Source organism: Reyranella humidisoli (genome assembly GCF_019039055.1).
GTDB classification, from domain to species: Bacteria; Pseudomonadota; Alphaproteobacteria; order Reyranellales; family Reyranellaceae; genus Reyranella; species Reyranella humidisoli.
Genome location: NZ_JAHOPB010000001.1, coordinates 1,208,904 through 1,234,321, shown reverse-complemented (window position 1 = coordinate 1,234,321; position 25,418 = coordinate 1,208,904). Strand labels below are relative to the sequence as shown.

Here is a 25,418-nt window from a genome sequence, read left to right as displayed (position 1 = left end):
GCGGCGGTTCGCGGGCGGTGAAAAGCCGGCCCATCGCCCGGGGCCGGCATCCGGTGGCCGTTGCCCTTCCACCGCCCTTCGAACCTTTTCGGACAAGCGGCCGTTGCACGCCAAATTCGTCGCTGCCATGTTCGCGACGTGTCCAGATCGCCAGCCACCTCCGCCCGCCCGCGCCGCGTCGCGCTCTTCGTCACCTGCCTCGTCGACCTGTTCCGGCCGTCCGTGGGCTTTGCCGCCGTGAAGCTCCTGGAAGAAGCAGGTTGTACCGTCGAGGTGCCATCCCTCCAGGTCTGCTGCGGTCAGCCGGCCTACAACTCCGGCGACCGCGCGACGACGCGCGCCATTGCCCTGCAGGTGATCGATGCCTTCGAAGGCTACGATGCCGTCGTGGCGCCGTCGGGCTCCTGCGGCGGGATGCTGTCGCATCATTATCCCGGCCTGTTCGACGACGACCCCGCGCTGAAGGCACGCGCCGAGGATCTTGCGGCCCGCAGCTTCGAGCTCGTGTCGTTCCTGGTCGACGTGCTGGGCGTCAGGAAGGTCGCCGCGCGTTACGATGGCGCCGTGACCTATCACGATTCCTGCTCCGGGCTGCGCGAACTGGGCGTGAAGGAGCAGCCGCGTGGACTGCTCGGCTCGGTGCAGGGGCTGAAGCTCAACGAAATGAAGACGCCGGAAGTCTGCTGCGGCTTCGGCGGCACCTTCTGCGTGAAGTATCCGGAGATTTCGAATGCCATGGTCGGCGAGAAGACCGCTGACATCGCCTCGACCGGCGCCGGCACCTTGCTGGCCGGCGATCTCGGTTGCCTGATGAATATGGCGGGCAAGCTGCAGCGCGAAGGCAGTGCCGTGCAGGTGCGCCATGTCGCAGAAGTCCTGGCCGGGATGGGCGACCTGCCCGCCATCGGCGAGCCGGAGCGCAGCTGATGGAATCGACGGCACACGCCTTCAAGGCAAATGTCGGCCACGCGCTGGCCGATCCCAACCTGCAGGATTCGCTGGCGAAGCTGAAGGTCGGCTTCTCCGAGCGGCGGCGTCAGGCGGCCGAGAGGCTGCCCGAGTTCGAGGCGCTGCGCGACCGGGCGCGCGACATCAAGAACCACACGTTGGCCCATCTCGATTTCTACCTCGAGGAGTTCGAGCGCAAGGTGATCGCACTCGGCGGCAAGGTCCACTGGGCACCGACCGCCGCCGATGCACGCCAGATCATCTCCGATCTCTGCAAGAGCGTGAACGCGAGGACCGTCGCCAAGTCGAAGTCGATGGTGGCCGAGGAGATCGCGCTCAATGAGCATCTCGAAGCGCTGGGCATCGCGCCGATCGAGACCGATCTCGGCGAGTACATCATCCAGCTGCGCAACGAGCCGCCGAGCCACATCATCGCGCCGGCCGTCCATCTCACCAAGGACCAGGTCGCCGACACCTTCCTGGAGCATCACGCCAAGCTCGGCTTCGACAAGCGCCTGACGGAACGTAACGATCTCGTCGCAGAGGCGCGCTACGTCCTGCGCCAGAAGTTCCTCGACGCCGATGTCGGCCTGACCGGCGCCAACTTCCTGGTAGCCGAGACCGGCTCGTCGATGCTGGTGACCAACGAAGGCAATGCCGACCTCTCCAACACGCTGCCGAAGATGCACATCGTGCTGGCCAGCATCGAGAAGGTGATCCCCACGCTCGAGGACGCCGCGGTGCTGCTGCGCGTGCTGGCACGCTCGGCGACGGGACAGGAATCCTCGGCCTATACGACGCTCAATACAGGCCCCAAGAAGCGCGAGGATCTCGACGGTCCCGAGCAGTATCACGTCGTACTGCTCGACAACGGCCGCTCGTCGGTGCTCGGCACCGAGATGCAGGATATCCTGCGCTGCATCCGTTGCGGCGCCTGCATGAACCATTGCCCGGTCTATGGCGCCGTCGGCGGCCATGCCTATGGCTGGGTCTATCCCGGCCCGATGGGCGCGGTGCTGACGCCTCAGCTTGTGGGCGTCGAGGAGGCGAGCAACCTGCCCAATGCCTCGACCTTCTGCGGCCGCTGCGAGAGCGTGTGCCCTGTGCGGATCCCACTGCCGAAGCTGATGCGCCACTGGCGCGAGCGCGAGTTCGAGAAGCACCTGACGCCGAAGGGCATGCGCCAGGGGCTGGCGGTGTGGAGTTTCCTCGCGCGACGGCCCGCGCTCTATCGCCGTCTGACCGGTATCGCCAACCGTGTGCTGGCGCTGTTCGGCCGCGCCGATGGCCGGTACGGCACGCTGCCGCTGGCTGGCGGCTGGACCCGCTTTCGCGACTTTCCAGCGCCGCAGGCCGGCGGCACGTTCCATGCCCGTTGGGCCGCGCGGAGGAAGTCATGAGCGACGCGCGGACGCAGATCCTGGGCGGAATCCGGCGCTCTCTGCGCCGCGGCGAGTTGGCGGGCGACGCCCGGAGCGCGGTCGAAGCGCGCCTCGTCTCGCCTCCCCGCGGCCCTTCGGTTGCGCGCGCACAGCTGCCGCACCCCGAGAAGGTCGCCCTGTTCTGCCAGTGGGCCGAGACCCTCAACGCGACCGTCGCGCGCGTCGGCGCGGACGACGTGCCGGGCGAAGTGACGGCCTATCTCGCGCGCAACAACCTGCCGGCCAATGTCGCCATGGCACCCTCTCCCCTGCTGGAAGGTTATGACTGGGCGAGCCAGAAGATGCTGTCGATCCGCCGCGGCCGCGGTGAAGGCAGCGACCAGGTCTCGGTCACCGGGGCCTTTGCCGGCATTGCGGAAACCGGCACCGTGGTGATGGCTTCCGGCCCCGATCATCCCGTGTCGCTGAACCTGCTGCCCGACACGCACGTCGTGGTGCTGCGCGAGGCCGATGTGGTCGCCGGCTACGAGGATGTGTGGGGCAGGCTGCGCGAACGCTACGGCAAGAATCTGATGCCGCGCACCGTCAACACGATCACCGGCCCGTCGCGCACCGGCGACATCGAGCAGGCGATGGAGCTGGGCGCCCATGGACCGCGGCGCATGCACATCCTGGTGGTACGGGACTGATGCCGGCCGGCAACGACACTCCCGGCGAGATGCGCCCCGGAGAGTTACGCGTTGTCGGCACGAGCGTTACGCGCGAGATCGAACTGCTGCTCGACCGGGTGGCCCAGGCGGCGGGCAGGCGCGCGCCCCGGGTGTTGCAGGTGGGATCTCGGACGCTCGTCTCCGAGCGCAACGTGCGCAACTGGCGAAACCTCGTCGCCAGACGCTTCGGCACCAAGGCAGAGTTCGTCGGGCTCGATCTGGCGGAGGGGTCCAATGTCGACTGCGTCGCCGACATCTGCAGCGATCCGCGGACGCTCAAGTCCCGGCTGGGCGAGGAGCCGTTCGATCTCGTCCTCTGCTGCCATGTGCTCGAACATACGCGCCATCCGGCACGCGCGGCGCGCAACATCGAGCGGGCGCTGCGGCCCGGCGGCCTGGCCTACGTGGCTGCCGCCTGGTCGCAGGCGTTCCATGCCACTCCCGACGACTATTGGCGCTTCTCGGCCCGCGGCCTGATGCTTCTGTTCGGACACCTGGAGATCGCGTCGTCGTTCTACAGCGGCGGCGATGTCGGCCTGGATGTCGCCTATCGCGTCGAACGGGACGGCAGGCCGGAACTCGACCCGCGTGCCGGCGCGGTCGAACAGGGCCTGTTTCAGCTCGTCCTCGACCATGAGGACAACCGCGCTGTGCTGGCGCGCCAGGCGACCGAGCGGCTGCCGGTGTCGCGGACCTACCTGCCCAGCCTGTTCGTCAACCTCGTGGGGCGCCGGATCCGGTAGCGGGTGGCGTTTCCCCAAAAGAAAAGAGCGGGCTTTCGCCCGCTCTTTCCATTTTCCGGTTTGTCCTGCGACTAGAAGCGCAGGTCCATACCCATCAGCAGACCCCAGCTGTTGCCCGAGACGGCAGCAGACGGGCCCGAAGCCGTGTACAGCAGACCACCGCCGGTGAGCTTCACTCCCGGCCCGAGCGCGTAGTTCACGCCGATTTCCCACTTGTTGACCGACTCCTGGCCGAACGAGAGGTTGGCCGGGTTGTTGCCCGGACCGAAAGCGGTCGAGTTGACACCCGGCACGCCCGCGCCGGCCGGAGTGGTGCAGGTCGCGGCGTTGACTGCGATGGTGGCGCAGCCGACCGAACCGTTACCGTTGTTGTTGTACGAACCGACCCAGCTGAACGACATCTGCCACGGACCGGTCTCATACATGAGGCCAGCGGTGTAGAAGCGGGTGTCGTTGTTCTGGCCCGTGTAGTAGTTCGAGCCGAGGCCCTGGTTGTCCCAGCCAAGCGCACCACCGAGGGTGAAGCCCTTGAAGCCGACCTGAGCACCGACGACCCACTGCTTCCAGCTGGTCGCATTGGCACCGGTCGCCATGTTGGCGGCGGCACCGAACGGCTGGTTGCCCGGAACGAAGTTGGCGTACATGAACGCGCCGTACAGCGCGACCGTGACGTCACCGAACTTGTTCAGGTAGTTGGCGCCGACGTCGAACATGTCCTGATACGAGTAGTCGTTCGTCAGGCAGTTCGCCGACGAAGTGGCGTTGGCGAAGCCGCAGACGCCAGAGGTGCCGGCACCCGGACCGACCGCGAGGCCGGAGCCAGCGCCACCCTGCGGGTTGACGTTCACCTTCGGACGATAGCCGACACCGATCTGCAGACCCTGGAAGCGCGGGGTGAAGTAGTTGATGCCCTGCGCGTCCTGGAACTGACCGGCGTTGGTCGTCGTCGTGGCGTGGAACCACGCCTTGTTGTTGGCGATAACGCTCTGGTTGGCCCAGGCGAAATTGGAGTTGTGCTGAATGGCGCCGAAGCCGATCAGCGCGGACGGCGTGCCGTAGTACATACGGTAGGTCGCCGGATCGCGCGAACCGAACTCGACACGGCCCCAGCCGCCGAAGGCGAACAGGAAGGCTTCGTCGATCCAGGCCGCGGCGGCCGTCGCCGTGCTGCCCTGCGCCCAGCCTTCGAGTTCGACGTGCACGCCGACCGAGGTGCCGTTGTCCAGCTTGGTCTGGCCGATGAAGTGGATTTCACCTTCCTGCTGGAACTGGAGACCCCGGTACTGCGCCCAGGAACCGTTCGTGGCGTAGGTCGACTGGATGCCGCCGGCGATAGCGTAGAAGGTGTAATAACCACCCACGCCGATCTTGATCGGATCGGCTGCCATGGCCGGGGCGGCCATCAGCCCGCCGACGACCAAGGCGGTCGAGCCAAGTAGAAGCTTCTTCATCATTCTCCCTCTCTCATTGATCAGAGACTGGTACGTACCAAAAGGCCTGTCCGACCGGCGGGTCTGGAAGCCCGAAGACGAGGCTCACAGAATCCGCCAATGCGGCAGGGGTATAAAACACTTCGCCAAATTGGGGGTCAAGAAATGGTCGCCCCGTCGCTTCATTCCGCCCGTACCTGTGGCGTCTTTGTCACATTTTGCCCCCGCCCCGACCCATTGGGGAGATAGCCAGCGCCATTGAGTTTTTTATGGCAACTAATCAACGATGTGAATTGAGTTCTATTATAAAACTTATTGTGTCATATTGCCCCGCCGCTTGCAGTGCACGGGGCGTTGAGCATATGGTCCGCCACTGCCTCCGCCGCGGATTTGCGGCCAAAGGGAAGACAAGGCGCCATCCATGACGGGACTGTCCAGATTTGTGAGCATCGCCGCTGTGGCGCTCGTGGCCGCCGGCGCGACCGCCTGTTCCGACGATGGCAACAAAATCGAAAGGGCCACCGGCCCGTCGGGCGATCGCAGCAGGGGCGACGTGCGCACGGGACTGGGGGGGCGCACCCAGGAGCAGGGCACCCTGTTCGGCCCCGGCGGCCTGTTCGGATCCAAGAGTGAAAAGAAGGACGATTTGGGTGGCGGCAGCGGCGTCGCGGTGAACGCCTACCTGTGGCGCGCGTCGCTCGACACGATCAACTTCATCCCGCTGGTATCGGCCGATCCGTTCGGCGGCGTCATCATCACCGACTGGTACACGCCGTCGGAGACGCCCAACGAGCGCATGAAGGTCCAGGTCACGATCCTCGACCGCGAACTGCGTGCCGATGGCGTCCGCGTCTCGGTCTTCAAGCAGCAGACCAGCCCCCGGGGCGGCAACTGGGTCGACGCCCAGGTCGACCCGCGCACCAACATCGACATCGAGAACGCCATCCTGACGCGCGCCCGGCAGCTCCGCATTGCCGGCGGTTCCTGAGACTGGCCCACTTCTCTCTGTCAAAAGCTTGACGTGAGAGGCCGCAGCGGGCATCCGCTGCGGCCTCCGTCTTTTTCGGAACACCCTTTTTCGGGAACATCTCCGTGTCTTCGACACCCGCCGCACCCACCGTGCGCTACAATTTCAGCGAAACCGAGAGCAAGTGGCAGAAAGTCTGGGAAGATCGCCAGACCTTCAAGGCCGCGATGGATAAGGCGCGCCCGAAATACTACGTGCTCGAGATGTTCCCCTACCCGTCGGGGCGCATCCACATGGGCCACGTGCGCAACTACACGCAGGGCGACGTGATCGCCCGCTACAAGCGCGCCAAGGGCTTCAACGTCCTGCATCCGATGGGCTGGGACGCGTTCGGGCTGCCGGCCGAGAACGCCGCCATGGAGAAGAAGGTCCATCCGAAGAAGTGGACCTACGAGAACATCGCCACGATGAAGAAGCAGCTGAAGTCGATGGGCCTGTCCCTCGACTGGAGCCGCGAGCTGGCGACCTGCGACCCGACCTACTACCGCCACCAGCAGAAGATGTTCCTCGACTTCTGGAAGGCCGGCCTCGCCTACCGCAAGGAGGCCTGGGTCAACTGGGATCCCGTCGACAACACCGTGCTGGCCAACGAGCAGGTGATCGAGGGCAAGGGCTGGCGCACCGGCGCCCCCGTGGAGCGCCGCAAGCTCACCCAGTGGAACCTCAAGATCACCCACTTCGCCGACGAGCTGCTGAGCCGCCTCGACACGCTCGACCGCTGGCCCGAGAAAGTGCGCCTGATGCAGGCGAACTGGATCGGCAAGAGCCGCGGCGCGCGCGTCTTCTGGGAACTGACCGACGCCTCCGGCGCCGATCATGGCCAGCTCGAGATCTTCACGACCCGGCCCGACACGCTGTTCGGCGCCTCGTTCATGGCGCTGTCGGCCGAGCATCCGCTGGTCCAGGGCCTCGCGTCGACCGATCCCGGCCTGCAGCACTTCGTTGCCGAGTGCCGCAAGACCGGCACCGCCGCCGCCGAGGTCGAGACCGCCGAGAAGCAGGGCTACAGGCTGCCGCTGCTGGCGAAGCATCCGCTGATCCCGGGCAAGACGGTTCCGGTGTTCGCCGCCAACTTCGTGCTGATGGAATACGGCACGGGCGCGATCTTCGGTTGCCCAGGCCACGACGAGCGCGACCACGAGTTCGCGACCAAGTACGGCCTGCCGATCCTGCAGGTCGTGGCGCCGGCTGACGGCAAGAAACTCGACATCGCCGCCGCGCCCTATGTCGAGGACGGCGTCATCGTGAACTCCGGGTTCCTCGACGGGCTCGGCGTCGAAGAAGCGAAGGCCAAGGTGATCGCGCGCCTGGAGGAGATCGGCGTCGGCAAGGGCACGACGCAGTATCGCCTGCGCGACTGGCTGGTCTCGCGCCAGCGCTATTGGGGTTGCCCGATCCCGGCCATCCATTGCGAGAGCTGCGGCGTCGTGCCGGTGCCGGACAAGGACCTGCCGGTGCAGTTGCCTGACGACGTCACCTTCGACCGGCCGGGCAATCCGCTGGACCGCCATCCGACGTGGAAGCATGTGCCTTGCCCGACCTGCGGCAAGCCCGCGCGTCGCGAGACCGACACGTTCGACACCTTCATCGATTCGAGCTGGTACTTCGACCGTTTCACGTCGCCTGGTCTCGAGACCGCGCCGTTCGATCGCGAGGAGAACCAGTACTGGATGCCGGTCGATCAGTATATCGGCGGCGTCGAGCACGCGATCCTGCACCTGCTCTATTCGCGTTTCTGGACGCGCGCGATGCGCGAGGTCCAGATGACCAGCCGCGACGAGCCGTTCGACGGCCTCTTCACCCAGGGCATGGTCTGCCACGAGACCTATCGCGCGAGCGACGGGACGTGGCTGACGCCCGAGGAGATCGGGCGCGGCGACGGCGGCCAGGTCGTGCGCCTCTCCGACAGGAGCCCCGTCGAGGTCGGCCGCTCGGAGAAGATGTCCAAGTCGAAGAAAAACGTCGTCGACCCGGACGAGATCATCCGCGACTACGGCGCCGACACCGCGCGCTGGTTCATGCTGTCCGACAGCCCGCCCGAGCGCGATCTCGAATGGACCGAGGCCGGCGTCACCGGAGCCTGGCGCTTCCAGCAGCGCCTGTTCCGCATCGCCTCGCAGGCGATCGAGTCGCTGCCGGCGATCGGCACGGCCAGGCCCGCGACCTTCTCCGATGCCGCCACCGCGCTGCGTCGTGCGGCGCACAAGTCCATTGCCGGCATCTCCGCCGACATCGAGGCCTTCCACTTCAACAAGGCCGTGGCGCGTCTCTACGAGTTCGCCAACACGATCGACGCGGTGAAGGCGACCGATGAGTCGACACGCTGGGCGCTGCGCGAGGCGCTTGAGATCTTCGTGCGCCTGATCGGGCCGATGACGCCGCATCTCGCGGAGGAACTCTGGCACGCGCTCGGCCACCGCAGCCTGCTGGCCGATGCGCCGTGGCCGCTGGCCGAGGACGCGCTGCTGGTCGACGACACGGTCACGGTCGCCGTACAGTTGAACGGCAAGCTGCGCGGCACCATCGCGCTCGCCAAGGATGCGCCCAAGGACGTGGCGGAAGCCGCCGCGCTGGCGCTGCCCGAACTGGTACGCGGACTCGACGGCAAGACGCCGAAGCGGGTGATCGTCGTGCCGAATCGCATCGTAAACGTCGTGGTCTAAGGGCCGCAGAGCCAGGGAGGGCCAGCACACATGGCACGCAAGCCGAACTACGATTTCGAGCGTCGCGAACGCGAGCGTCTCAAGGCCATCAAGGTCGCCGAGAAGGCCGAAGCCAAGCGCGCCGCCCGCGAGCGCGCCAAGCAGGAAGAGGACGCCGCCGCCGACCCGGCGACCGACAAGGCCTCGTAGAGCGCAGCCGATCGACTCGCTCTGCGTTGCCCGCGAGCGAGTTCATGACGCCCAGACTTACGCCCGATAGCGACACTTCCGGCCCTGCGCAGAGGCCGCGGGCCGGCCTGTGGCCGGGCCTGATCTGCAGCCTGCCCAAGCCGCTGCTGGTCGTTCCGATGGTCGTGCAGTGGCTGGCGCTTTCGCTACGCTACCGCAGCCTGTCGTTGCCCTCGGCGGCCGATCCGATGATCGACGCCGGCGGCCTCGCCGGCGAATCCAAGATCGCCTATTTCGCCCAGGTCGGCGACGCCGGGCGACCTTGGCTGGCGCTCACGGCTGCCGTCGTGTCCGGGCCGGATGCGGCCGCCCGGGCGGGCGCGGCGATGGCTGCCCTCGGTCTCGACTTTCCCATCATCGCCAAGCCGGATATCGGCTGGTGTGGCTTCGGCGTGCGGCGGATCGACGATCATGCGGCGCTCGAGGCCTATTGCGACGCCTACCCGACGGGTGAGTCCCTGCTCGTGCAGGAATGTCTCGACCTGCCCGGCGAGGCCGGCCTCTTCTATGTGCGGCGCCCCGCCGAGACACGCGGCCGCCTGCTCTCGCTCACCATCCGCACGCCACCGACCGTGCGCGGCGACGGCACGAGTTCGCTGCGGGCGCTGCTGGCGCGCGACGAGCGGCTGCGCGGCCGCACCGCGCTCTATGAAAGCGCCGCGCTCGATCGCGTACCGGATGCGGGAACCGACGTGGCGCTCGCCGCCGTCTGGTCCTACCGCATGGGCGGCCTCTACCGGGATTGCAGCGAGGCGATCACCCCGGCTCTGGAAGAGCGTATCGACGCGGTCGCGACGAGCATGCCGCATCTGCATGTGGCGCGCTTCGACATCCGCTTCGCCGGCCTCGCCGAGCTGCAGAAGGGCACCTTCAAGATCCTCGAGATCAACGGTGCGGGTTCGGAGGCCATCGAGTTCTTCGATCCCGCCGTCCCATTTTTCACCGCCTATCGCGGCATCCTGGCGAAGCAGGCCATGGTCTTTGCCCTCGCCGCCGAGAACCGCGCGGCAGGCTTCGCGCCGTGCGGCTGGCGGGCATTGCTTCGTGCCTTCCGTCATCAGGCCCGGCTGCTCGACCGCTATCCGGCTTCCAATTGAGCAGGGTCGAACCGCGCGCCCGGCCGGTGCTATAGACAGATCGTGAAGATCGAAGCACGCCAGGTCGAAGCCTTCCTGAAGAGGCCGGATCCGAAGATCCGGGGCGTTGTGATCTACGGCAACGATGACGGGCTCGTGGCCGAACGCGCCGTGGCGCTGGCTCGAACGATCTGCGAGGACCTCAAGGATCCGTTCCGCGTCGTCGACATCACCGGCGATTCGCTGAAGCAGGATCCTGCGCGCCTTGCCGACGAGTTCGGTGCCATGTCCATGATGGGCGGTCGCCGCGTGATCCGGGTGCGGCCGGCAGGCGAGGAGTCGGTCGCGGCGCTGGAGAATCTCGTCGAGGCGGTTGCGGGCGATGCCCTGATCGTTGTCGAAGCAGGCAACCTGACGCCGCGGTCCGGTCTGCGGACGCTGGCCGAGACGGAGGCCAGTCTGGCGGCCCTGCCTTGCTACATGGACAACGAGGCCGCGCTCGAAGGCCTGGTCGAGAGTTCCGCGCGCGCCCAGGGGTTGACGGTGGAGCCCGACGCACTGGAGTGGATCGTGGAGCGCCTGGGCGGCGATCGCGGCCAGACGCGCGGCGAGATCGACAAGCTGCTGCTCTACAAGGGCAGCGATAGCGGCAAGTCCATCACGCTCGAAGACGGGATGGCCATACTTGGCGACACCGCGTCGATCGGAATCGACGACGTGATTGCCACGACTTTCGACGGCGACCTGATCGGACTGGACCGCGCGCTCGACCGTGTCTTCGCCGAGGGCGGCAATCCGATTCAGCTGGTGCGCGCGCTGCAGCGGCACGCCGATCAACTGCATCTCGTGTCAGGGCACATGTCGAAGGGCGGCAACCTCGAAGGGGCGATGTTCAAGGCGAGGGGACTGCCGCGCGGCGGGCCGGTCCGCCAGCGTTTCGAACGCCATGTGCGCGGCTGGCCGCTCGCACGCCTGAGTTCCGCCCTGACCGCAATCCTCGACGCCGAGATCGAGTGCAAGCGGACGGGCCTGCCCGACGAGGCGATTGCCCGCCGGCTGTGTCTCCGCCTCAGCCAGGCCGCGCGGTCGGCGAAGGCGCGCCGTTAACGCGGGGTCTCGCCGGTACCCGCCACCAGCGGAATGGCGGCCTGCGGCGACAGGACGAGGAAGGTGAAGCTTTCCTCGATATAGAGCCGCACGCGCTCGGCATCGTGGTCGAGATAGCCGATCGAGAAATCCTGGCCGACCGTCAGCTCGAAATCGCCGCCGCGCAGCGAGATCACCAGACCGCCGTCGAGGCCGGGCGCCGCGTAGACCTGTCCGTCGATCAGGCGCTGGACGTGGCTGAGGATCGGATAGCCGCCATCGGTGCGCGACGTCAGGTCCTTGTAGAGCTGCTCGCTCAGGACCATTGCGAAAGGGCCGTCGACGCCCTCGTCCCGCAACTTCTTGAGCGCTGCGGCGACGGCATCGGGATAGTCGGCATGGCTGGTGCCCAGGGCAACGGCCTGGCCGCTCTGCGCTTCGCAGATGCCGGTGATCTGCGCCGCCTTGTAGCCGTGAAAGATGGCGCGGTCCTCGGCAATCGCGATCTCGCGCGCCGCGTCCGTCACCGTATCGAGATCCGGGTCGCGCGCGCCTCGATCGATGGCGTCGAGTTCGGCGCGACTCACTTCGAAGGGAATGCGCAGTTCGACGAGCGGCTGTATCCGACGCAGAAGCGCGCGCACATTCTCTCCGCCCGGTGGCGAGGCAATCGGATCGGCCCGGCCGAGCTCGACGTCGGACGCACCCCAGCCCAGCGGTCCCTTGAAGTCGACGACGCGACGTGCGGCGAGCATCGCGCGTAGCGTGCGCTTGGCCTCCGTCTCGATTTCGTCCCAGCCGGCCTGCGTGATCGGCGCGCGATCACGGAAAAGATGGTTCTTCATTTCTTGCTCACCTTGCGCAGGCTGCCTATCCCGAGGCTGCCGTCGGATCCCTGGCTGCCGTCGCCGTCTTCTTCCTTGCCCATCATGCTGGCCTCGATCTGCGTGACCGGGCCTTCCTTGAACAGGAAGGTGCGGAGATGCTCGTCCATCTTGGGATCGTTGCGGCGCAGCCATTCGAGCGTCATGGCCGCGTGTTCCTTTTCCTCGTCGCGATTGTGTTCGAGGATGGATCGCAGCTCCGCATTGGAAGTCGCCTTGGCGCGCTGGTCGTACCAGTCGACCGCCTCCAGTTCTTCCATGATGGAAACGATAGCGCGGTGGCGATCGATCACCTCGGCGCCGAGCTTGTCGGGGTCTTCGTGCAACGTGTCACTTGCCATGGTCAGGCAAACGCCGGGAACTCGCGAAAGTTCCCGCGCGCGATGCAGCCTCCCCCGTATGGGCAGCGCAACGTGCCGGCTCCCGGACGCGTTGCGTCGCCGACACCCTTTGATGGAGGCGTGAGTGCGCGTGCTGGGATCCTTGATGGCGGCCTCGATCCTCCTTGCTGGCTGCGCCACCGTGCCGATGGCCGGGGCGGGCGCCGATGCGGAGGGCAAGCGGTTCGATCCGCCGGCGCCCGGCCGGTCGGTCCTCTATCTCTATCGGAGTTCGATCCTGGGAACTGAGGCGATCTTCAATGTCGCAGACAACCAGCAGCCGATCGGCGCGCTTGCCGACAAGACCTGGATCCGAGTCGACGTTTCCCCGGGACAGCATGTCATCACATGCGCCGTGCCGAGCTACGCGCCGCTAACCCAGAACCCCGCGCAGGCGGCGACGGTGAATCTGGCGCCTGGCGAGACGAGATTCCTCGAAGTCGATGTCTGGCCGGGCCTGCCGCTCAATCCGCGCTGTACGGCGACGGAGGTCGGCGCCGACAAGGGCAGGGCCGCGGTCGCCGCCAGCAACCGCGCGATGGGCGCGGGCTGGTCGAACTGACCGGACGGGCTATCGCCGCGTGAGCTTGTCGACCACCGTGTCGAGCTGATCGAAGTCGCGGATCTCCAGGGTCAGCACGCTCTGTTCGCCAAGGCCGCGCAACGCGAGATCGACCTTGAGGCCGAGCGCCTCCTCCAGCCGCTTCTCGAGCGCGCGCGTGTCGGCCGTCTTGGGCGAGCCGCCGGCTGGTCCGGGCTTGCCCTTCGCGGAACCGCCGCCACCCTTGGCCTTTCTCTTGGTATCGCCCGCGAGGCGTTCGAGATCCCGCACCGTCAGTTTTTCGGCGACGGCTTGCCGGGCCATGGCCAGCGGATCGGGCACACCGATCAGGGCACGTCCGAGACCGGCGGTGATCTGGCCGTCCCGTACCATCTCCTGGACCGCCGGCGGCAGGTCGAGGAGGCGGATCGTGTTGGCGACATGCGGGCGACTGCGGCCCATCATCCGCGCGATGTCTTCCTGGGTGTGCTTGTAGTCGTCGATCAGGCGCTTGTAGCCCTGCGCCTCATCGATGGCGGTGAGGTCGGAGCGCTGCAGGTTTTCGACCAGGCCGATCTGCAGGGCATCCAGATCGTCGATCGTGCGGATGACGACCGGCACGTCATGGAGCTGGGCCTTCTGCGCCGCCCGCCAGCGACGTTCGCCGGCGATGATTTCGTAAGAGTCGGCCGCATCGCGCAGCGGACGCACAAGGATGGGTTGTAGAAGTCCGTATTCCTTGACCGACTCGACCAGCGCCTCGATGCCCTCGAAGCTGGTGCGCGGCTGCATCTTGCCGGGCTTGAGCTGGCCGATCGGCAGGGTGATCGGCATGCGGTTGGCGGCGGACCGGGCCAGCTCGCCGTCGGTCGATGCGGCCGTCGCCGCGACCGCCGACTTCGGGGACTGCGAGGCCGCCAGCGGAGCGGGTGCGGCCGGCGTGACGGCGGAAGCGACTTCGTCATCTCCCAGAAGGGCGGACAGGCCGCGGCCCAGACCACGCGGTTTCGGAGGCTGGCTCATGCGACGATCGCCTGTTCTGCTGCAATGCGCCGGCGGCGGATGAACTCGCTCGCCAGCAGGATATAGGCCTGCGATCCGGCACAGGCATTGTCATAGATCAGCACCGGCATGCCGTGCGAAGGCGCTTCGGCAATGCGGACATTGCGCGGGATCGTCGTGCCGAAGACCAGTTCGCCATAGTGAGCGCGCACGTCGGCCACTACCTGCTGGCTGAGAGTCATGCGGCGGTCCACCATAGTCAGGACCACGCCGAAGATATGCAACCTGGGATTGAGTCTCTTCTTGACCCGTTCGATCGTATTGCCGAGCGCGCCGATGCCTTCGAGGGCCAGGAACTCCGCCTGCAGCGGAACCAGCACCGCATCGACGGCGACCAGGGCGTTGAGCGTGACCAGACCGAGAGAGGGCGGGCAGTCGATCAGGACGATCGTCCAGCGGTGGCGGGCGTCGTTGCCCGGCGCCGCCAGCGACTCGGCCAGGCGATGCTCGCGCCGCTCCAGGTCGATCAGTTCGATTTCCGCTCCGGCGAGCTGGCCGGCCGCCGGCATGACATCCAGGCCCGGGATCTGCGTCGCCCGGACGGAGGCATCGAGGGGATTGAGGCCCAACAAGAATTCGTAGGAACCGGGTGAGCGCTCACTACGGGATATCCCTAGACCCGTCGAAGCATTCCCCTGGGGATCAAGGTCTATCAAAAGGACCTTCTCACCGACCGCCGCCAGGGCAGTAGCCAGGTTGATCGCCGTCGTGGTTTTACCGACGCCGCCCTTCTGATTGGCGATCGCGAAGATCTGTGGGGCCGTAGGGGCCGATTCGGAGGATGACGGCGTCACGGTCGGTCACGCTTGCAATGGCTTCGCAGGTAAAATCCCATCTCTTCTTGGCCTCGTCCACCTCTGCCTGCCACTCTTTGCCCTTATGGAACAGACAAATACCGGTATCCAATCGATGGCGGTCCGCCCAGGCCAGTAATTGTGCCAGCGGTGCCAGCGCCCGCGCCGTGACGATCTCCGCCTGGACGGGCGTGGCGACCTCGATGCGCTTGATCAGGAGCCGTGGAAGCTTTTCCAGACCCATCTTGCGGCTTGCCTCCCCAAGGAAGGCCGCTTTCCGGGCATCGGACTCGATGAGCGTGATTTCGAGGTCCGGGCGCATCGCGGCGATCACGAGACCCGGAAAGCCACCACCGCTTCCGAGATCGGCAAGGGTTTTGACCTCGGGAGGGATCAAACGAACGACCTGGGCGGAGTCAATGATATGGCGCTTCCACGCACCGTCCAGGGTGTTCTTTCCCACCAGATTGATGGCCTTCTGCCACCGCTCGAGCGTCTCGACGAGAGTTTCCAGCCGGGCCCGTGTTTCACGTGAAACATCCGCGAGCGGGTCCATGCTAGGCGGCACGCCGGCGGACATGCTTCAGGAGGGCGACCAGGGCGGCCGGGGTAACCCCGGAAATGCGGGCGGCCTGACCGAGGGTAGCGGGGCGGTTGGCCTCCAGCTTCTGGCGGACCTCGGTCGAGAGGCTCCCGATCGCGCCGTAGTCCAGATCACCCGGCAGTGCCAAAGCCTCGTCGCGGCGATAGGCGGCGATGTCTCCTCGCTGCCGGGAGAGGTACCCCTCGTACCGCGAATCGATCGTCAGTTGTTCGGCCACCTCGGACGAGATCGCCGCGAGCTCCGGCCAGAGGCCGACCACCCGGCTCCAGTCGATATCGGCATAGGCGAGGAGATCCAACGCCGACCGCGGGACACCGTCCTGGTTGATGGCAATGCCGCGCTTGCCCAGGGCCGAGGGCGTGATCTTCAGGGCTGAGGCCAAACTCCGTGCCGCTTCCAGGGCCTCATGTTTCACGTGAAACATCGCGGCGCGTTCGGCGCCGACGCAGCCGACCTCCAGACCCCGCAAGGTGAGACGCTGATCGGCATTGTCGGCCCGCAGCCAGAGCCGATACTCCGCACGCGACGTGAACATGCGGTACGGCTCGGTGACGCCCAGCGAGACCAGATCGTCGACGAGGACACCAATATATCCATCGGCCCGGTCGACGACGAACGGCTTGGATGCGGCCGCATTGACGCCGGCGATCAGCCCCTGGGCCGCTGCTTCCTCATAGCCCGTGGTGCCGTTGATCTGGCCTGCCATGTAGAGGCCGGGAACGCGGCGGGTTTCGAGGGTCGCGTGAAGTTCGCGCGGATCGATGTGGTCGTACTCGATGGCATAGCCCGGCCGGATCATCTTGGTCCGTTCCAGACCCGGAATGGTCTGCAGCATCGCCAGCTGGACGTCCTTGGGCAGCGAGGTCGAGATGCCGTTCGGATAGACGGTGAAGTCGTCCAGGCCCTCCGGCTCCAGGAAGATCTGATGCCGGTCGCGCTGGCCGAAGCGCACGACCTTGTCCTCGATCGACGGGCAGTAGCGCGGGCCAACGCTCTCGATCTGGCCCGAGTACATCGGCGCGCGATGGAGGTTGGCGCGAATGATCTCGTGGGTCGCCGAAGTGGTCGTCGTGATATGGCAGGGGATCTGCGGCGTGGTGATCCTGTCGGTCAGATAGGAGAACGGCCGGGGCGGGTCGTCGCCGTCCTGCCGCTCGAGCGCGCCATAGTCGATCGTGCGACCGTCGAGCCGCGCCGGCGTGCCGGTCTTCAATCGGCCCAACTTGAAGCCCAGCCGATCCAGCGTCCGGGCGAGCGCCGTGGACGGCTCCTCGACCCCGTCACCGCGGACGCGACCGGCCGGAATCTTGGTTTCCCCCATGTGGATCAGGCCGCGCAGGAACGTACCCGTCGTCAGGATCACACGCCCGGCGCTGATTTCCGCACCCGATTCCGTGACCACACCGGCACACGTGCCCCGTGTATCCAGAATGATATCTGCAACCGAATCGGCGCGGATTTCGAGCCCGGCCTGCTCGGCCAGCAGGTCCTGAACGGCCTGCCTGTACAGCTTGCGGTCGGCCTGGGCACGCGGTCCACGCACCGCGGGGCCCTTGGAAAGATTGAGGGTGCGGAACTGGATACCGCCCCGGTCGATGGCCCGGCCCATGATGCCATCCAGCGCATCGATCTCGCGGACCAGATGGCCCTTGCCCAGTCCGCCGATCGCCGGATTGCACGACATCTCGCCGATCGTCTCGACCCGGTGGGTGAGGAGCAGAGTGCGCGCACCCATCCGCGCCGCTGCGGCCGCGGCCTCACAGCCGGCATGGCCACCGCCCACCACGATCACGTCGTATGAAAAGGCCCGCATGGCCGGCCTTTTACGCCGCCCGGTCGGCTATGGTCCAGTTATCCTCAGGCCGGCCTAGACGATTCCCTCGAGATGGCTCGTGTCGTTCAGGAAGCCGACCCGCACGTCCCCCGCGCCGGAGATCTCGATCTCGCTCAAGCCGCACGGATCCTGCGCCAGTTTCCAGTAGGCCGAGAGCGGCTGGTCGAGGAGCTGAAGCAGCAGCGCGCGGTTCACGCTGTCATGACCGACCAGCACGACCGTCTCGCTGCCGTGCTGTGCCATCACGAGGCGCAGCGCGTCCGCCGTCCGCGCCACGACGTCCTGCAACGACTCGCCGCCGGGAAAGCGCAGGAGATGCGGCGCCTGCCGCCACAGCCGATAGGCGTCGGGCGCTTCCTGCGCGACCTCCTCATGCGTGCGCATCTGCCAGGCGCCGTAGTCGATGTCGCCCAGACCCCCATGAACCGATGCGCGAATCCCACACATCTCTGCAACCCGACGACCGGTCACGATGCATCGCTGCATCGCGCTCGTATAGACGGCAGACGGCTTCCAGCGTCCGGCGATGCGCCTGGCCAAAGCGTCGGCCTGCGCCAGTCCCCGCGCCGTCAGCGGCAGCTCCGCGCGACCGCGAAAGCGCGCGGGACGAATGCCGTCGACGTGACCGTGGCGGGTCAGCAATATCCTAGTCATACCGCCAGTCTATCGCAGGCGCCGGCTCCGACCGCCGGAAATCGGCTCCACCGCACACAAGTCGCTCGGCACCTCGTCTTGACGGCCGGAAGGCGCTTGCCTTACGGGGTTGGGATCGACGGTCCTCCCTAACCGGAGGCGAACAGGGAATGCCGTGCCGCCCCCAAAAGGCCAATCGGCAGCTGTACCCGCAGCTGTGAGCGGCGAGCGAGAGCCCACATGTCACTGGACGAAAGTCCGGGAAGACGGGCAGGAGCTTTGACCCGCGAGCCAGAAGACCTGCCGGCGATAGCGTCGCTCTTCCGATGGACGGGATGATCCAGCGGGACGGTCAACCGAGCGGTGACGCGCTTCGTGCGAACCGTTGGGGAGATCCGTCGTTGACGCCGATCCGTCGAAACTTGCTGCAAGTCATGGCCGGTGGCGTAGCCTTGTCCGCCGTGACCAACGCCACCGCCACCTCGACCGCCACCATCGCGCTCCTCCATCTCGCGCCGCGTCCCGGCGAGATCGCGGCCAACCGGCAGGCCATCGAACAGGCCGTGCGCCAGGCCGCCGCCAACGGTGCGCGCCTCATCGTGACGCCGGAACTTGCGGTGAGCGGGTACGGCTTCCGCGACCTTTTAGGCACCGGCTGGATCGCCGAGGGTCAAGACGAGTTGTTCGCCTGGGCTGGCGCACTCGCGCGCGAGACTGGCGCGACACTGGTGCTGGGCACGCCGGAAGCCACGCCCGATGCGCTGTTCAACAGCATGGTGGTCTTCGCGCCCGACGGCGCCGTGACCGGCCGGCATCGCAAGATCAACGCGCTGCGTGTCGGCTCCGAGTCCTGGTCGACACCGGGCGATCGGCCGACAGTGATCCCGATCGACGGCATCGGCCGCGTCGGCTTCTTCGTCTGCGCCGACATGTATTCAAAGCGCCTGATCGACGAGACCGCGGCGCTTGGTGTCGACCTGCATCTCTCCTCGGCCGCGTGGGCGCCGGGCCTGCACGGGCCCAACGGCGAATGGGAACGCGCTTCCTCCAGCACCGGCAGGCCGGTCCTCGTCTGCAACCGCACCGGCCATGACGTGCTCGACTTCAACGCGGCCTGTTCGCTCGCGGCGGTCGACGGCACGGTCGCTTTCTCTCATGCGTCTGCCGAACCACGGATCGCATGGGTCGACTGGACGCCCGACTCCCGCCGCCTGGCCGACTGGCGTGTCCGATGACTCTCCGCTGTACACTGATCGGTGTACTTTTCCTGCTTTTCACTGTCGGTGCAGTTACCGCGCAGACACCGCAGCGCGTCGTGACGGTGAACCTCTGCCTCGACCAGATGGCGATGCGCCTCGCGGCACCAGGCCAGCTCGTCGGCGTGAGCTACCTGTCGCGCGATCCCCGTATCTCGGTGCTGGCAGATCGTGCCGCGTCCATTCCCACGGTGCGGGCGACCGTCGAATCGATCCTCACCCTGCGACCGGACCTCGTGATTTTCGACCGCGATTCGCACGCGACGCTGAAGCGCCTGCTGCGCATCGCCGGTATCCGCATGCTCGAAGTGAAGTGGGGCGCCTCGATCGATGACGCCGAGAGCATCATCGAGAGCATGGCCATCGCGATGGGCCGCGAGGAGATCGGCAAAGGCCTGATCGCCGACATGCGCGAGCAGAAGCGCCAGCTCACCTGGAACGGTGCGCCCATCGCCACGGCGATCACGCTTCAGGCCAATCGCGGCACCGCCGGGAAGGGCAGCCTGATGGACGAGCTGCTGCGTGTCGCCGGCTTCCGCAATCTCGCCGCCGGGCTGGGCATCCCGGCCTATGGCCGCATCGCGCTTGAGGAGGTGCTCGTCAACCAGCCGGGCTTGCTGGTCCTCGACGGTGCGGCCAACGCCAATCCCGCGCGCGCGACCGAGTTCGTCGACCATCACGCGCTGCTCGCCCTCGCGGGAAAGACCCGGCTCGTGTCCCTGCCGATCAAATATTCGATCTGCGCCGGGCCGGAGAATTTCGAGGCGATCCGCCTGCTCGCGGCGGCGCGGCCGTGAACCGCTGGCTCATCCTGCTGGTCGTGGCGCTCTATCTCCTGTCGCTCGCCGTCGGTCCGGCCTGGTGGCCGTGGCGGCTGGGCAACGAGGTCGGCTGGGCCATCGTCTGGGAACTGCGCGTGCCGCGTGCGACGCTCGGCCTTCTGATCGGCGGTGTGCTGGGTCTCAGCGGCGCGGTGCTGCAGGGCTGGCTGCGCAACCCGCTGGCCGAGCCGGGCGTGATCGGGGTTTCGGCCTGTGCCGGCTTCGCCGCGGTCTGCGCCTTCTACAGCGGTCTCGCCGCGGCCTTCGTCCTGGCCCTGCCGCTGGCCGGGATCGCCGGCGCGGGCATCGCGGTCGCCCTGCTGATGGGCGCGGTCCGGTCGGGCACCGGCACGGTATCTCTGCTGCTGATGGGCGTTGCCATCAATGCCATCGCCGCGGCCCTGATCTCGCTGGTGCTGGCGATGTCGCCCAATCCCTTCGCCTACCAGGAAATCTCCCTCTGGCTCGCCGGCTCCATCGTCGACCGCGACCTGCGTTACCTCGCGATCGCTGCGCCCTTCATGATCGCCGGTGCCGCGATCGTCCTCGGCGCCGGCCGCTGGCTCGACGCGCTGTCGCTGGGCGAGGATACCGCGCGCAGCCTGGGCGTCGAGACGAAGTCACTGGGCCTCAGGCTCACACTGGGCGTCGGTCTGATGGTCGGTGCCGCCACCTCGGTTGCCGGCGTCATCGGCTTCGTCGGCCTGATCGCACCGCACGTCGTGCGTGCGCGCGTCGATTTCCGGCCCGGGGCGACCCTCGTGCCCTCGATGCTGGTCGGTGCCGCCCTGGTGCTGATCGCTGACATCGCCGTCCGCCTGCTGCCGACCGCCTACGAACTCCAGCTCGGCGTCTTCACCTCGCTGGTCGGCGCGCCGTTCCTGGTCCGCGCCGTCCGCAAGGCCCGCGCGGCATGGCTCGCCGCATGAGCGCCATAGCGGTCTACGGATTGGTCAGCCGGCGGGGCGAGCGCGAAGTCCTGTCCGGTATCGATCTTGCCTTTGCGCCGGGCAAAGTCACCGCCATCGTCGGCCCCAACGGCGCCGGCAAGACCACCCTCCTACGCCTTCTCGCCGGTCTCGATGCGCCCTCGGCGGGACGGGTCGAGCTGGGCAGCGAGCCTCTCTCCAGCCTTGGCTCTGCCACTCGCGGCCAGCGCATCGCCTACCTCGCGCAAGCTGCGTCGGCCTATTGGCCGCTGCGCGCGCATGACGTCGTGGCGCTGGGCCGCCTGCCGCACGGCGCCGATCTCAGCCGGCCAGCCAAATCCGCGGATACCGAAGCCGTGCAACGCGCGCTGCAGCGAGTCGACGGTGTTCAGTTTGCAGACCGGTCCATCGACGCACTGTCCCAAGGCGAGCGTGCCCGCATGATGATGGCCCGCGCCCTGGCGACCGAGGCCGCGGTCCTCCTGGCTGACGAGCCGGTCGCCAGCCTCGATCCCGCCTATGCGCTGGGAGCCATGGCGATCCTGCGCGACGAAGCCGCGCGCGGCGCCTGCGTGATCGTGGTGCTGCACGACCTTGGCCTGGCGGCTCGCTTCGCCGATCGCGTGATCGTCCTCGCCAATCGAGTCGTCGCTGCCGACGGCCCGCCAGTCGTCGCACTTGCGGCGGATGTCATCGATGCCGCCTACGGCGTCGGCTTCCGCCATATCCTGGTCGACGGCGTCATGCAGCCGGTCGCGTGGGAGCGGCGCGGCTGACTCAAGCCGCGCTTCTGCGGGACGCGGTCTTCTTGCGAGCTTTCTCCGCTTTCGGCTTCGCCGTCTTCCGCCCCTGCGCTTCGAGGAAGCGGTCGGCCTTGTCGCGCGAGGGACCACCGCCACCCCTGAGGCTCCTCTTCAAGGCTTCCATGAGATCGACAACCTTCTCCTCGTCCTCCTCCGGCGCCTCGGAAACGACGGGCTGGCCCTTCTTCTTCTTTGCGATCAGCTCGCGCAGCGCATCCTCGTAGCGATCCTTGAAGCGCGACGGATTGAACCTGGCGTCCTGCTGCTCGATGATCTTCTCGGCGATCTGCAACATGCGGGTGTCAGGCTTTGGCAGGCTGCGGTCGAACACCTGCGACGTCTCGCGGATCTCGTCGTGGGTGCGCAGGGTCGTGAGCAGGATGCCCTTGTCGCGCGGCTCCAGCGCACAGATGCGCTCGCGCTGGTGCATGACGACGCGGCCCAGCGCCACCTTCTTCTGCTTCGCCATAGCAGCCCGAATCACCGAATAGGCTTCGATGCCGGTCTTGCCCGACGGCGCGAGATAATAGGGCTCGTCCCAGTAGATCCGGTCGATCTCCGACGCATCGACGAATTCCTCGATGTCGAGAATGCGCGTCGATTCCAGGCGCACCGCGTCGAGCTCCTCCTTGTCGAGCAGCACGTACTTGTTCTTGGAGACCGCGAAGCCTTTCACCAGATCGGCGCGATCGACGGGCTTGCCAGTGCCGGCATCGACCGTCTGCATGCGGATGCGGTTGTTGGTCTTCGGATTGATGAGATTGAAGTGGATGTCGGCGCTGCGCTCGGTCGCGGTGTAGAGCGCGACCGGGCAGGTCACCAGCGAGAGACGCAGGTGTCCCTCCCAGGTGGGACGCATCGCTTTCTGCTTGGCCATGTTCGACTCCAATCAGTTCGTGTCATCCCGAGCGCAGCGAGGGATCCTTAAGCGGTCAAAGAGGAAGGATCCCTCGCTACGCTCGGGATGACACCGATTAAAATTTCACGAGCTTCTCGATCGCGGCGCGCAGGGGCTTCGCCGACTTCGCATAGTCCTTCCACGGCTTGTTGCGCTTCAGGAGCGCCGGCGCAGTGCGCACGGTGAACTTCATCGGATCGAGTCCCGCCTTTACCTGCGTCCATGCGATCGGCATCGAGACTGTGGCGCCCGGACGCGCGCGCGAGGAGAGGGGTGCGACGGCGGTCGCGGTGCGGTCGTTGCGGAGATAATCGAGGAAGATCCGGCCGGTCCGGACCGCCTTCGACATTTTGATAACATAAAGTCCGGGCTCGTCCTCGGCGACCCGCCGGCAGATCTCTCGCGCGAAGGTCTTGGCTGTATCCCAGTCCGGGCTCTTCCTGTCGTCGATGAGCGGCACCACGACATGCAGGCCCTTGCCGCCGGTCGTCTTGCAGAAGGGCACGAGACCGAGCTTCCTCAGTCGAGCGGCGATCTCGCGTGCGCCGGAAATGACCGCCGCGAACTTCACGTCGGGCGCCGGGTCGAGATCGAACACCAGGCGGCCCGGCCGCTCGGGATGGCCCGGCTGGCAGTTCCAGGGATGCAGCTCGGTCCCGCCCATCTGCGCCACGGCGGCCAGTCCCTCGACGCGGTCAATCTGGAGATAGGGCTTCCTGTCGCCTTTCACCTTCACCTCGTCGAGAAGGTTCGAGGAGCCTGGCATGGAATGGCGCTGGAAGAACTTCTGCCCGCCGTCGATTCCGTCGGGCGTGCGCACGATGGAGCAGGGGCGGCCGGCGATGTGGTCGATCATCCAGTCGCCCACCGCCTCGTAGTACTCCGCCAGCTCGAGCTTGGTGACGGGCGGCTTCTCGTCGGGCCACAGCGGCTTGTCGGGATGGGATATCGACACGCCCATCACGATGGCCCGATCCGACTTGGCGATCGAAGGCTTGGCCATCTTCGTCTTCTCCGGATCCGCCGCGACTTCCGCCTCGACCTCCTCGGCCGGCTTGTCGCTGCGCAATCCCTTGAACGCAGCCTGCCGGATGTTGCCGGCACCGGTCCAGCCGGCGAACTCGATCTCGGCCACCAGGTCGGGCTTCGCCCAATGCATGTTGGCTTCCTTCGGCGGGCTGGCACCGGCCGCGAACGGGCTGGTCTTGCTCGCCACGGCACGCAGCTTCGGCATCAGCGAGCGCATCACGCTCTCGCCGAAGCCGGTGCCGACGCGGCCGACATAGACCAGTTTGCGGTCGTTGCCCTCGCCGCGATGGACGCCGGCGAGCAGCGAGCGCAGGCGGCGGCCTTCGCTGGTCCAGCCGCCGATCACCACCTCGTGGCCGGCGCGGCACTTGGCCTTGGTCCAGCCATTACTGCGGCCGGACTTGTAGGGCGCGTCCAGCTCCTTGGAGACGATGCCCTCGAGGTGCATGCGGCAGGCCGATTGCAGCACCGCATCGCCGCCGGTCTCGAAATGATCGACGTAGCGCAGGCCCGAATGCTTGCCCTTCATACCGTCGAGCAACGTCTTCAGCCGCGTCTTGCGCTCCGAAAGCGGCAGGGGGCGCTGATCCTCGGCTTCGAGGAACAGCAAGTCGAAGGCGAAGAAGATCAGGTCTTCCGACTTGTCGTTGGAGAGTGCGGCCTGCAATGCCGCGAAATCCGGCGCGCCATGGCTGTCGAGTGCAACAGCTTCGCCGTCGAGGATGCAATCCGGCAACGCCTCTGCCTGCTGGGCGATCGTCGAGAATTTCCGCGTCCAGTCGAGACCCTTGCGCGTGCGCAACGTCGCCTCGCCATCCTCAACGCGAAGCTGCAGCCGGTAGCCATCGAACTTCACCTCATGGGCCCAGCCCGCCCCGCCGGGGACGCGTTCGACCAGCTTGGCCAGCTGCGGTTCGACGAACTTCGGCATGGAGGCAACCTTCTTCGCCTTTGCCTTGCTCTTCGGCGTCGAAGCTGTGTTTCCGCCATTCTTCTTGTTGCTTTGCCAGACCGCGCCCGCGCCGCGCTTCTTGCTCGTCATGAACGGCTTGGGCGCCTTGCCGGTGCCCAGTGCGATCTCCTTCAGGGTGCGTCCCGAAGCGATTGACTTCGGGTCCTTCAAGACCTTGTCGTCATCGCCTTCATGCGCAGCATCATCGCGATGCTTGATCAGCAGCCAGTTGGTGCGGCCCCCACCTTTGCCACCCTTGCGGTCCCACTTCATGCGGACCAGGACAAAACCTCCCTGAAGCCGTTCGCCTGCAAGGGTGAACTTGAGATCGCCGCGCTTCAGTCCCTCGTGCGGATCGCCTTCTGGAATCCAGTAGCCGCGATCCCAAAGCTGAACGGTGCCGCCGCCATATTGACCTTCGGGAATCGTGCCCTCGAAGTCCCCGTAATCGAGGGGGTGGTCCTCGACTTCGACAGCCAGCCGCTTGATCGTAGGATCGAGCGACGGGCCCTTGGTCACGGCCCACGACTTGAACGTGCCGTCGAGTTCCAGGCGCAAATCGTAGTGCAGCCGCGTCGCGTCATGCCGCTGGATGACGAAACGCAGCTGCTTCGATTTGGGGACGGCCGCCTTGCCCGACGGCTCTTCCGTCAGGCTGAAATCACGCTTGGCGCGATAGGAGGCAAGCCTGTCGTTCCGCATGGA

General features: G+C 66.7%; 24 protein-coding genes and 1 riboswitch. Of the genes, 14 read left to right on the top strand and 10 right to left on the bottom strand.

From position 1 onward, the window contains the following. Positions 1–138: 138 nt before the first annotated feature. The 4 genes from KQ910_RS05980 to KQ910_RS05965 are packed head-to-tail and all read left to right on the top strand — an operon-like array spanning position 139 to position 3,783. On the top strand, positions 139–927 hold the full coding sequence (locus KQ910_RS05980) for a (Fe-S)-binding protein (RefSeq protein ID WP_216957555.1): 789 nt from the start codon (positions 139–141) through the stop codon (positions 925–927). Beyond that, a complete protein-coding gene (locus KQ910_RS05975; RefSeq protein ID WP_216957554.1) occupies positions 927–2,348 on the top strand; it encodes a LutB/LldF family L-lactate oxidation iron-sulfur protein in 1,422 nt (473 codons plus the stop codon). Before KQ910_RS05980 ends, KQ910_RS05975 begins: the two co-directional genes overlap by 1 nt. Beyond that, the gene (locus KQ910_RS05970; protein WP_216957553.1) at positions 2,345–3,019 is read left to right on the top strand and encodes a LutC/YkgG family protein; all 675 of its coding nucleotides are present in this window, start codon (positions 2,345–2,347) and stop codon (positions 3,017–3,019) included. Before KQ910_RS05975 ends, KQ910_RS05970 begins: the two co-directional genes overlap by 4 nt. Further along, positions 3,019–3,783, top strand: coding sequence for a class I SAM-dependent methyltransferase (locus KQ910_RS05965; protein ID WP_216957552.1), 765 nt, complete (start codon positions 3,019–3,021; stop codon positions 3,781–3,783). Before KQ910_RS05970 ends, KQ910_RS05965 begins: the two co-directional genes overlap by 1 nt. A 71-nt stretch (positions 3,784–3,854) precedes the next feature. Here KQ910_RS05965 and KQ910_RS05960 read toward each other — a convergent pair whose 3' ends face one another. Continuing rightward, positions 3,855–5,237 carry a porin gene (locus tag KQ910_RS05960; protein ID WP_216957551.1) on the bottom strand — a complete coding sequence of 461 codons (1,383 nt, stop codon included), beginning with the start codon at positions 5,235–5,237 and terminating at the stop codon, positions 3,855–3,857. A gap of 397 nt (positions 5,238–5,634) precedes the next feature. On the opposite strand from KQ910_RS05960, the gene KQ910_RS05955 reads away from it, so the two are divergent. The 5 genes from KQ910_RS05955 to holA all read left to right on the top strand — a co-directional run bounded on the left by KQ910_RS05955 (position 5,635) and on the right by holA (position 11,314). After that, the gene (locus tag KQ910_RS05955) at positions 5,635–6,201 is read left to right on the top strand and encodes a DUF3576 domain-containing protein (RefSeq protein ID WP_216957550.1); all 567 of its coding nucleotides are present in this window, start codon (positions 5,635–5,637) and stop codon (positions 6,199–6,201) included. A gap of 104 nt (positions 6,202–6,305) precedes the next feature. Then, positions 6,306–8,903: a leucine--tRNA ligase gene (gene leuS / locus KQ910_RS05950; RefSeq protein ID WP_216957549.1), complete on the top strand. Its 2,598-nt coding sequence runs from the start codon at positions 6,306–6,308 to the stop codon at positions 8,901–8,903. Between the two features lie 30 nt (positions 8,904–8,933). Further along, positions 8,934–9,092: a hypothetical protein gene (locus tag KQ910_RS05945; RefSeq protein WP_216957548.1), complete on the top strand. Its 159-nt coding sequence runs from the start codon at positions 8,934–8,936 to the stop codon at positions 9,090–9,092. A 44-nt stretch (positions 9,093–9,136) separates the two neighbouring features. Continuing rightward, positions 9,137–10,228 carry a hypothetical protein gene (locus tag KQ910_RS05940; protein ID WP_216957547.1) on the top strand — a complete coding sequence of 364 codons (1,092 nt, stop codon included), beginning with the start codon at positions 9,137–9,139 and terminating at the stop codon, positions 10,226–10,228. A gap of 42 nt (positions 10,229–10,270) precedes the next feature. After that, a complete protein-coding gene (gene holA / locus KQ910_RS05935) occupies positions 10,271–11,314 on the top strand; it encodes a DNA polymerase III subunit delta (protein ID WP_216957546.1) in 1,044 nt (347 codons plus the stop codon). On the opposite strand, the gene KQ910_RS05930 is transcribed toward holA, so the two are convergent. Together KQ910_RS05930 and KQ910_RS05925 are read right to left on the bottom strand one after the other, a co-directional pair. Next, positions 11,311–12,138, bottom strand: a complete 828-nt coding sequence (locus KQ910_RS05930) for a family 1 encapsulin nanocompartment shell protein (protein ID WP_216957545.1) — start codon at positions 12,136–12,138, stop codon at positions 11,311–11,313. The two genes, holA and KQ910_RS05930, sit on opposite strands and share 4 nt — an antisense overlap. Next, positions 12,135–12,518: an encapsulin-associated ferritin-like protein gene (locus KQ910_RS05925; protein ID WP_216957544.1), complete on the bottom strand. Its 384-nt coding sequence runs from the start codon at positions 12,516–12,518 to the stop codon at positions 12,135–12,137. Before KQ910_RS05925 ends, KQ910_RS05930 begins: the two co-directional genes overlap by 4 nt. A 130-nt stretch (positions 12,519–12,648) precedes the next feature. On the opposite strand from KQ910_RS05925, the gene KQ910_RS05920 reads away from it, so the two are divergent. Then, positions 12,649–13,119 carry a DUF2846 domain-containing protein gene (locus KQ910_RS05920; RefSeq protein WP_216957543.1) on the top strand — a complete coding sequence of 157 codons (471 nt, stop codon included), beginning with the start codon at positions 12,649–12,651 and terminating at the stop codon, positions 13,117–13,119. Positions 13,120–13,128: 9 nt separating this feature from the next. Here the strand turns inward: KQ910_RS05920 and KQ910_RS05915 are convergent, their stop codons facing one another. Genes KQ910_RS05915 through KQ910_RS05895 form a run of 5 tightly spaced genes read right to left on the bottom strand, consistent with a single transcriptional unit; the run spans position 13,129 to position 18,046 of the window. Continuing rightward, positions 13,129–14,121, bottom strand: a complete 993-nt coding sequence (locus KQ910_RS05915; RefSeq protein ID WP_216957542.1) for a ParB/RepB/Spo0J family partition protein — start codon at positions 14,119–14,121, stop codon at positions 13,129–13,131. Continuing rightward, a complete protein-coding gene (locus tag KQ910_RS05910) occupies positions 14,118–14,954 on the bottom strand; it encodes a ParA family protein (RefSeq protein WP_216957541.1) in 837 nt (278 codons plus the stop codon). Before KQ910_RS05910 ends, KQ910_RS05915 begins: the two co-directional genes overlap by 4 nt. Then, positions 14,875–15,510: a 16S rRNA (guanine(527)-N(7))-methyltransferase RsmG gene (gene rsmG, locus KQ910_RS05905; protein WP_216957540.1), complete on the bottom strand. Its 636-nt coding sequence runs from the start codon at positions 15,508–15,510 to the stop codon at positions 14,875–14,877. Before rsmG ends, KQ910_RS05910 begins: the two co-directional genes overlap by 80 nt. A 1-nt stretch (position 15,511) precedes the next feature. Next, positions 15,512–17,371 carry a tRNA uridine-5-carboxymethylaminomethyl(34) synthesis enzyme MnmG gene (gene mnmG / locus KQ910_RS05900; protein ID WP_216957539.1) on the bottom strand — a complete coding sequence of 620 codons (1,860 nt, stop codon included), beginning with the start codon at positions 17,369–17,371 and terminating at the stop codon, positions 15,512–15,514. Between the two features lie 54 nt (positions 17,372–17,425). Next, positions 17,426–18,046: a histidine phosphatase family protein gene (locus KQ910_RS05895; protein WP_216957538.1), complete on the bottom strand. Its 621-nt coding sequence runs from the start codon at positions 18,044–18,046 to the stop codon at positions 17,426–17,428. A 102-nt stretch (positions 18,047–18,148) separates the two neighbouring features. Beyond that, a riboswitch (cobalamin riboswitch) is annotated at positions 18,149–18,347 on the top strand. A gap of 139 nt (positions 18,348–18,486) precedes the next feature. On the opposite strand from KQ910_RS05895, the gene KQ910_RS05890 reads away from it, so the two are divergent. The 4 genes from KQ910_RS05890 to KQ910_RS05875 are packed head-to-tail and all read left to right on the top strand — an operon-like array spanning position 18,487 to position 21,807. Beyond that, positions 18,487–19,260 carry a carbon-nitrogen hydrolase family protein gene (locus KQ910_RS05890; RefSeq protein WP_369408366.1) on the top strand — a complete coding sequence of 258 codons (774 nt, stop codon included), beginning with the start codon at positions 18,487–18,489 and terminating at the stop codon, positions 19,258–19,260. After that, on the top strand, positions 19,257–20,078 hold the full coding sequence (locus KQ910_RS05885; protein WP_216957536.1) for an ABC transporter substrate-binding protein: 822 nt from the start codon (positions 19,257–19,259) through the stop codon (positions 20,076–20,078). Before KQ910_RS05890 ends, KQ910_RS05885 begins: the two co-directional genes overlap by 4 nt. Further along, entirely contained in the window at positions 20,075–21,031 is a 957-nt protein-coding gene (locus tag KQ910_RS05880; RefSeq protein ID WP_369408289.1) for a FecCD family ABC transporter permease, read from the top strand. The genes KQ910_RS05885 and KQ910_RS05880 overlap by 4 nt, the downstream gene beginning before the upstream one ends. Further along, positions 21,028–21,807 carry an ABC transporter ATP-binding protein gene (locus tag KQ910_RS05875; RefSeq protein WP_216957535.1) on the top strand — a complete coding sequence of 260 codons (780 nt, stop codon included), beginning with the start codon at positions 21,028–21,030 and terminating at the stop codon, positions 21,805–21,807. The genes KQ910_RS05880 and KQ910_RS05875 overlap by 4 nt, the downstream gene beginning before the upstream one ends. Before the next feature lies 1 nt (position 21,808). On the opposite strand, the gene ku is transcribed toward KQ910_RS05875, so the two are convergent. Beyond that, complete coding sequence (gene ku, locus KQ910_RS05870) at positions 21,809–22,711, bottom strand: non-homologous end joining protein Ku (RefSeq protein WP_216957534.1); 903 nt, start codon at positions 22,709–22,711, stop codon at positions 21,809–21,811. Positions 22,712–22,808: 97 nt separating this feature from the next. Then, a complete protein-coding gene (ligD, locus tag KQ910_RS05865) occupies positions 22,809–25,415 on the bottom strand; it encodes a DNA ligase D (RefSeq protein WP_216957533.1) in 2,607 nt (868 codons plus the stop codon). Between the last annotated feature and the right edge of the window lie 3 nt (positions 25,416–25,418).

Excerpts from the sequence above, each read along its gene's own strand:
- rsmG (WP_216957540.1), bottom strand. The coding sequence starts at position 15,510 with ATGGACCCGCTCGCGGATGTTTCACGTGAAACACGGGCCCGGCTGGAA.
- KQ910_RS05915 (WP_216957542.1), bottom strand. The coding sequence starts at position 14,121 with ATGAGCCAGCCTCCGAAACCGCGTGGTCTGGGCCGCGGCCTGTCCGCC.
- KQ910_RS05925 (WP_216957544.1), bottom strand. The coding sequence starts at position 12,518 with ATGGCAAGTGACACGTTGCACGAAGACCCCGACAAGCTCGGCGCCGAG.
- KQ910_RS05975 (WP_216957554.1), top strand. The coding sequence starts at position 927 with ATGGAATCGACGGCACACGCCTTCAAGGCAAATGTCGGCCACGCGCTG.
- ligD (WP_216957533.1), bottom strand. The coding sequence starts at position 25,415 with ATGCGGAACGACAGGCTTGCCTCCTATCGCGCCAAGCGTGATTTCAGC.
- ku (WP_216957534.1), bottom strand. The coding sequence starts at position 22,711 with ATGGCCAAGCAGAAAGCGATGCGTCCCACCTGGGAGGGACACCTGCGT.
- KQ910_RS05885 (WP_216957536.1), top strand. The coding sequence starts at position 19,257 with ATGACTCTCCGCTGTACACTGATCGGTGTACTTTTCCTGCTTTTCACT.
- KQ910_RS05895 (WP_216957538.1), bottom strand. The coding sequence starts at position 18,046 with ATGACTAGGATATTGCTGACCCGCCACGGTCACGTCGACGGCATTCGT.
- KQ910_RS05930 (WP_216957545.1), bottom strand. The coding sequence starts at position 12,138 with ATGAAGAACCATCTTTTCCGTGATCGCGCGCCGATCACGCAGGCCGGC.
- KQ910_RS05955 (WP_216957550.1), top strand. The coding sequence starts at position 5,635 with ATGACGGGACTGTCCAGATTTGTGAGCATCGCCGCTGTGGCGCTCGTG.
- KQ910_RS05875 (WP_216957535.1), top strand. The coding sequence starts at position 21,028 with ATGAGCGCCATAGCGGTCTACGGATTGGTCAGCCGGCGGGGCGAGCGC.
- KQ910_RS05945 (WP_216957548.1), top strand. The coding sequence starts at position 8,934 with ATGGCACGCAAGCCGAACTACGATTTCGAGCGTCGCGAACGCGAGCGT.
- KQ910_RS05970 (WP_216957553.1), top strand. The coding sequence starts at position 2,345 with ATGAGCGACGCGCGGACGCAGATCCTGGGCGGAATCCGGCGCTCTCTG.
- KQ910_RS05940 (WP_216957547.1), top strand. The coding sequence starts at position 9,137 with ATGACGCCCAGACTTACGCCCGATAGCGACACTTCCGGCCCTGCGCAG.
- KQ910_RS05960 (WP_216957551.1), bottom strand. The coding sequence starts at position 5,237 with ATGATGAAGAAGCTTCTACTTGGCTCGACCGCCTTGGTCGTCGGCGGG.
- KQ910_RS05965 (WP_216957552.1), top strand. The coding sequence starts at position 3,019 with ATGCCGGCCGGCAACGACACTCCCGGCGAGATGCGCCCCGGAGAGTTA.
- mnmG (WP_216957539.1), bottom strand. The coding sequence starts at position 17,371 with ATGCGGGCCTTTTCATACGACGTGATCGTGGTGGGCGGTGGCCATGCC.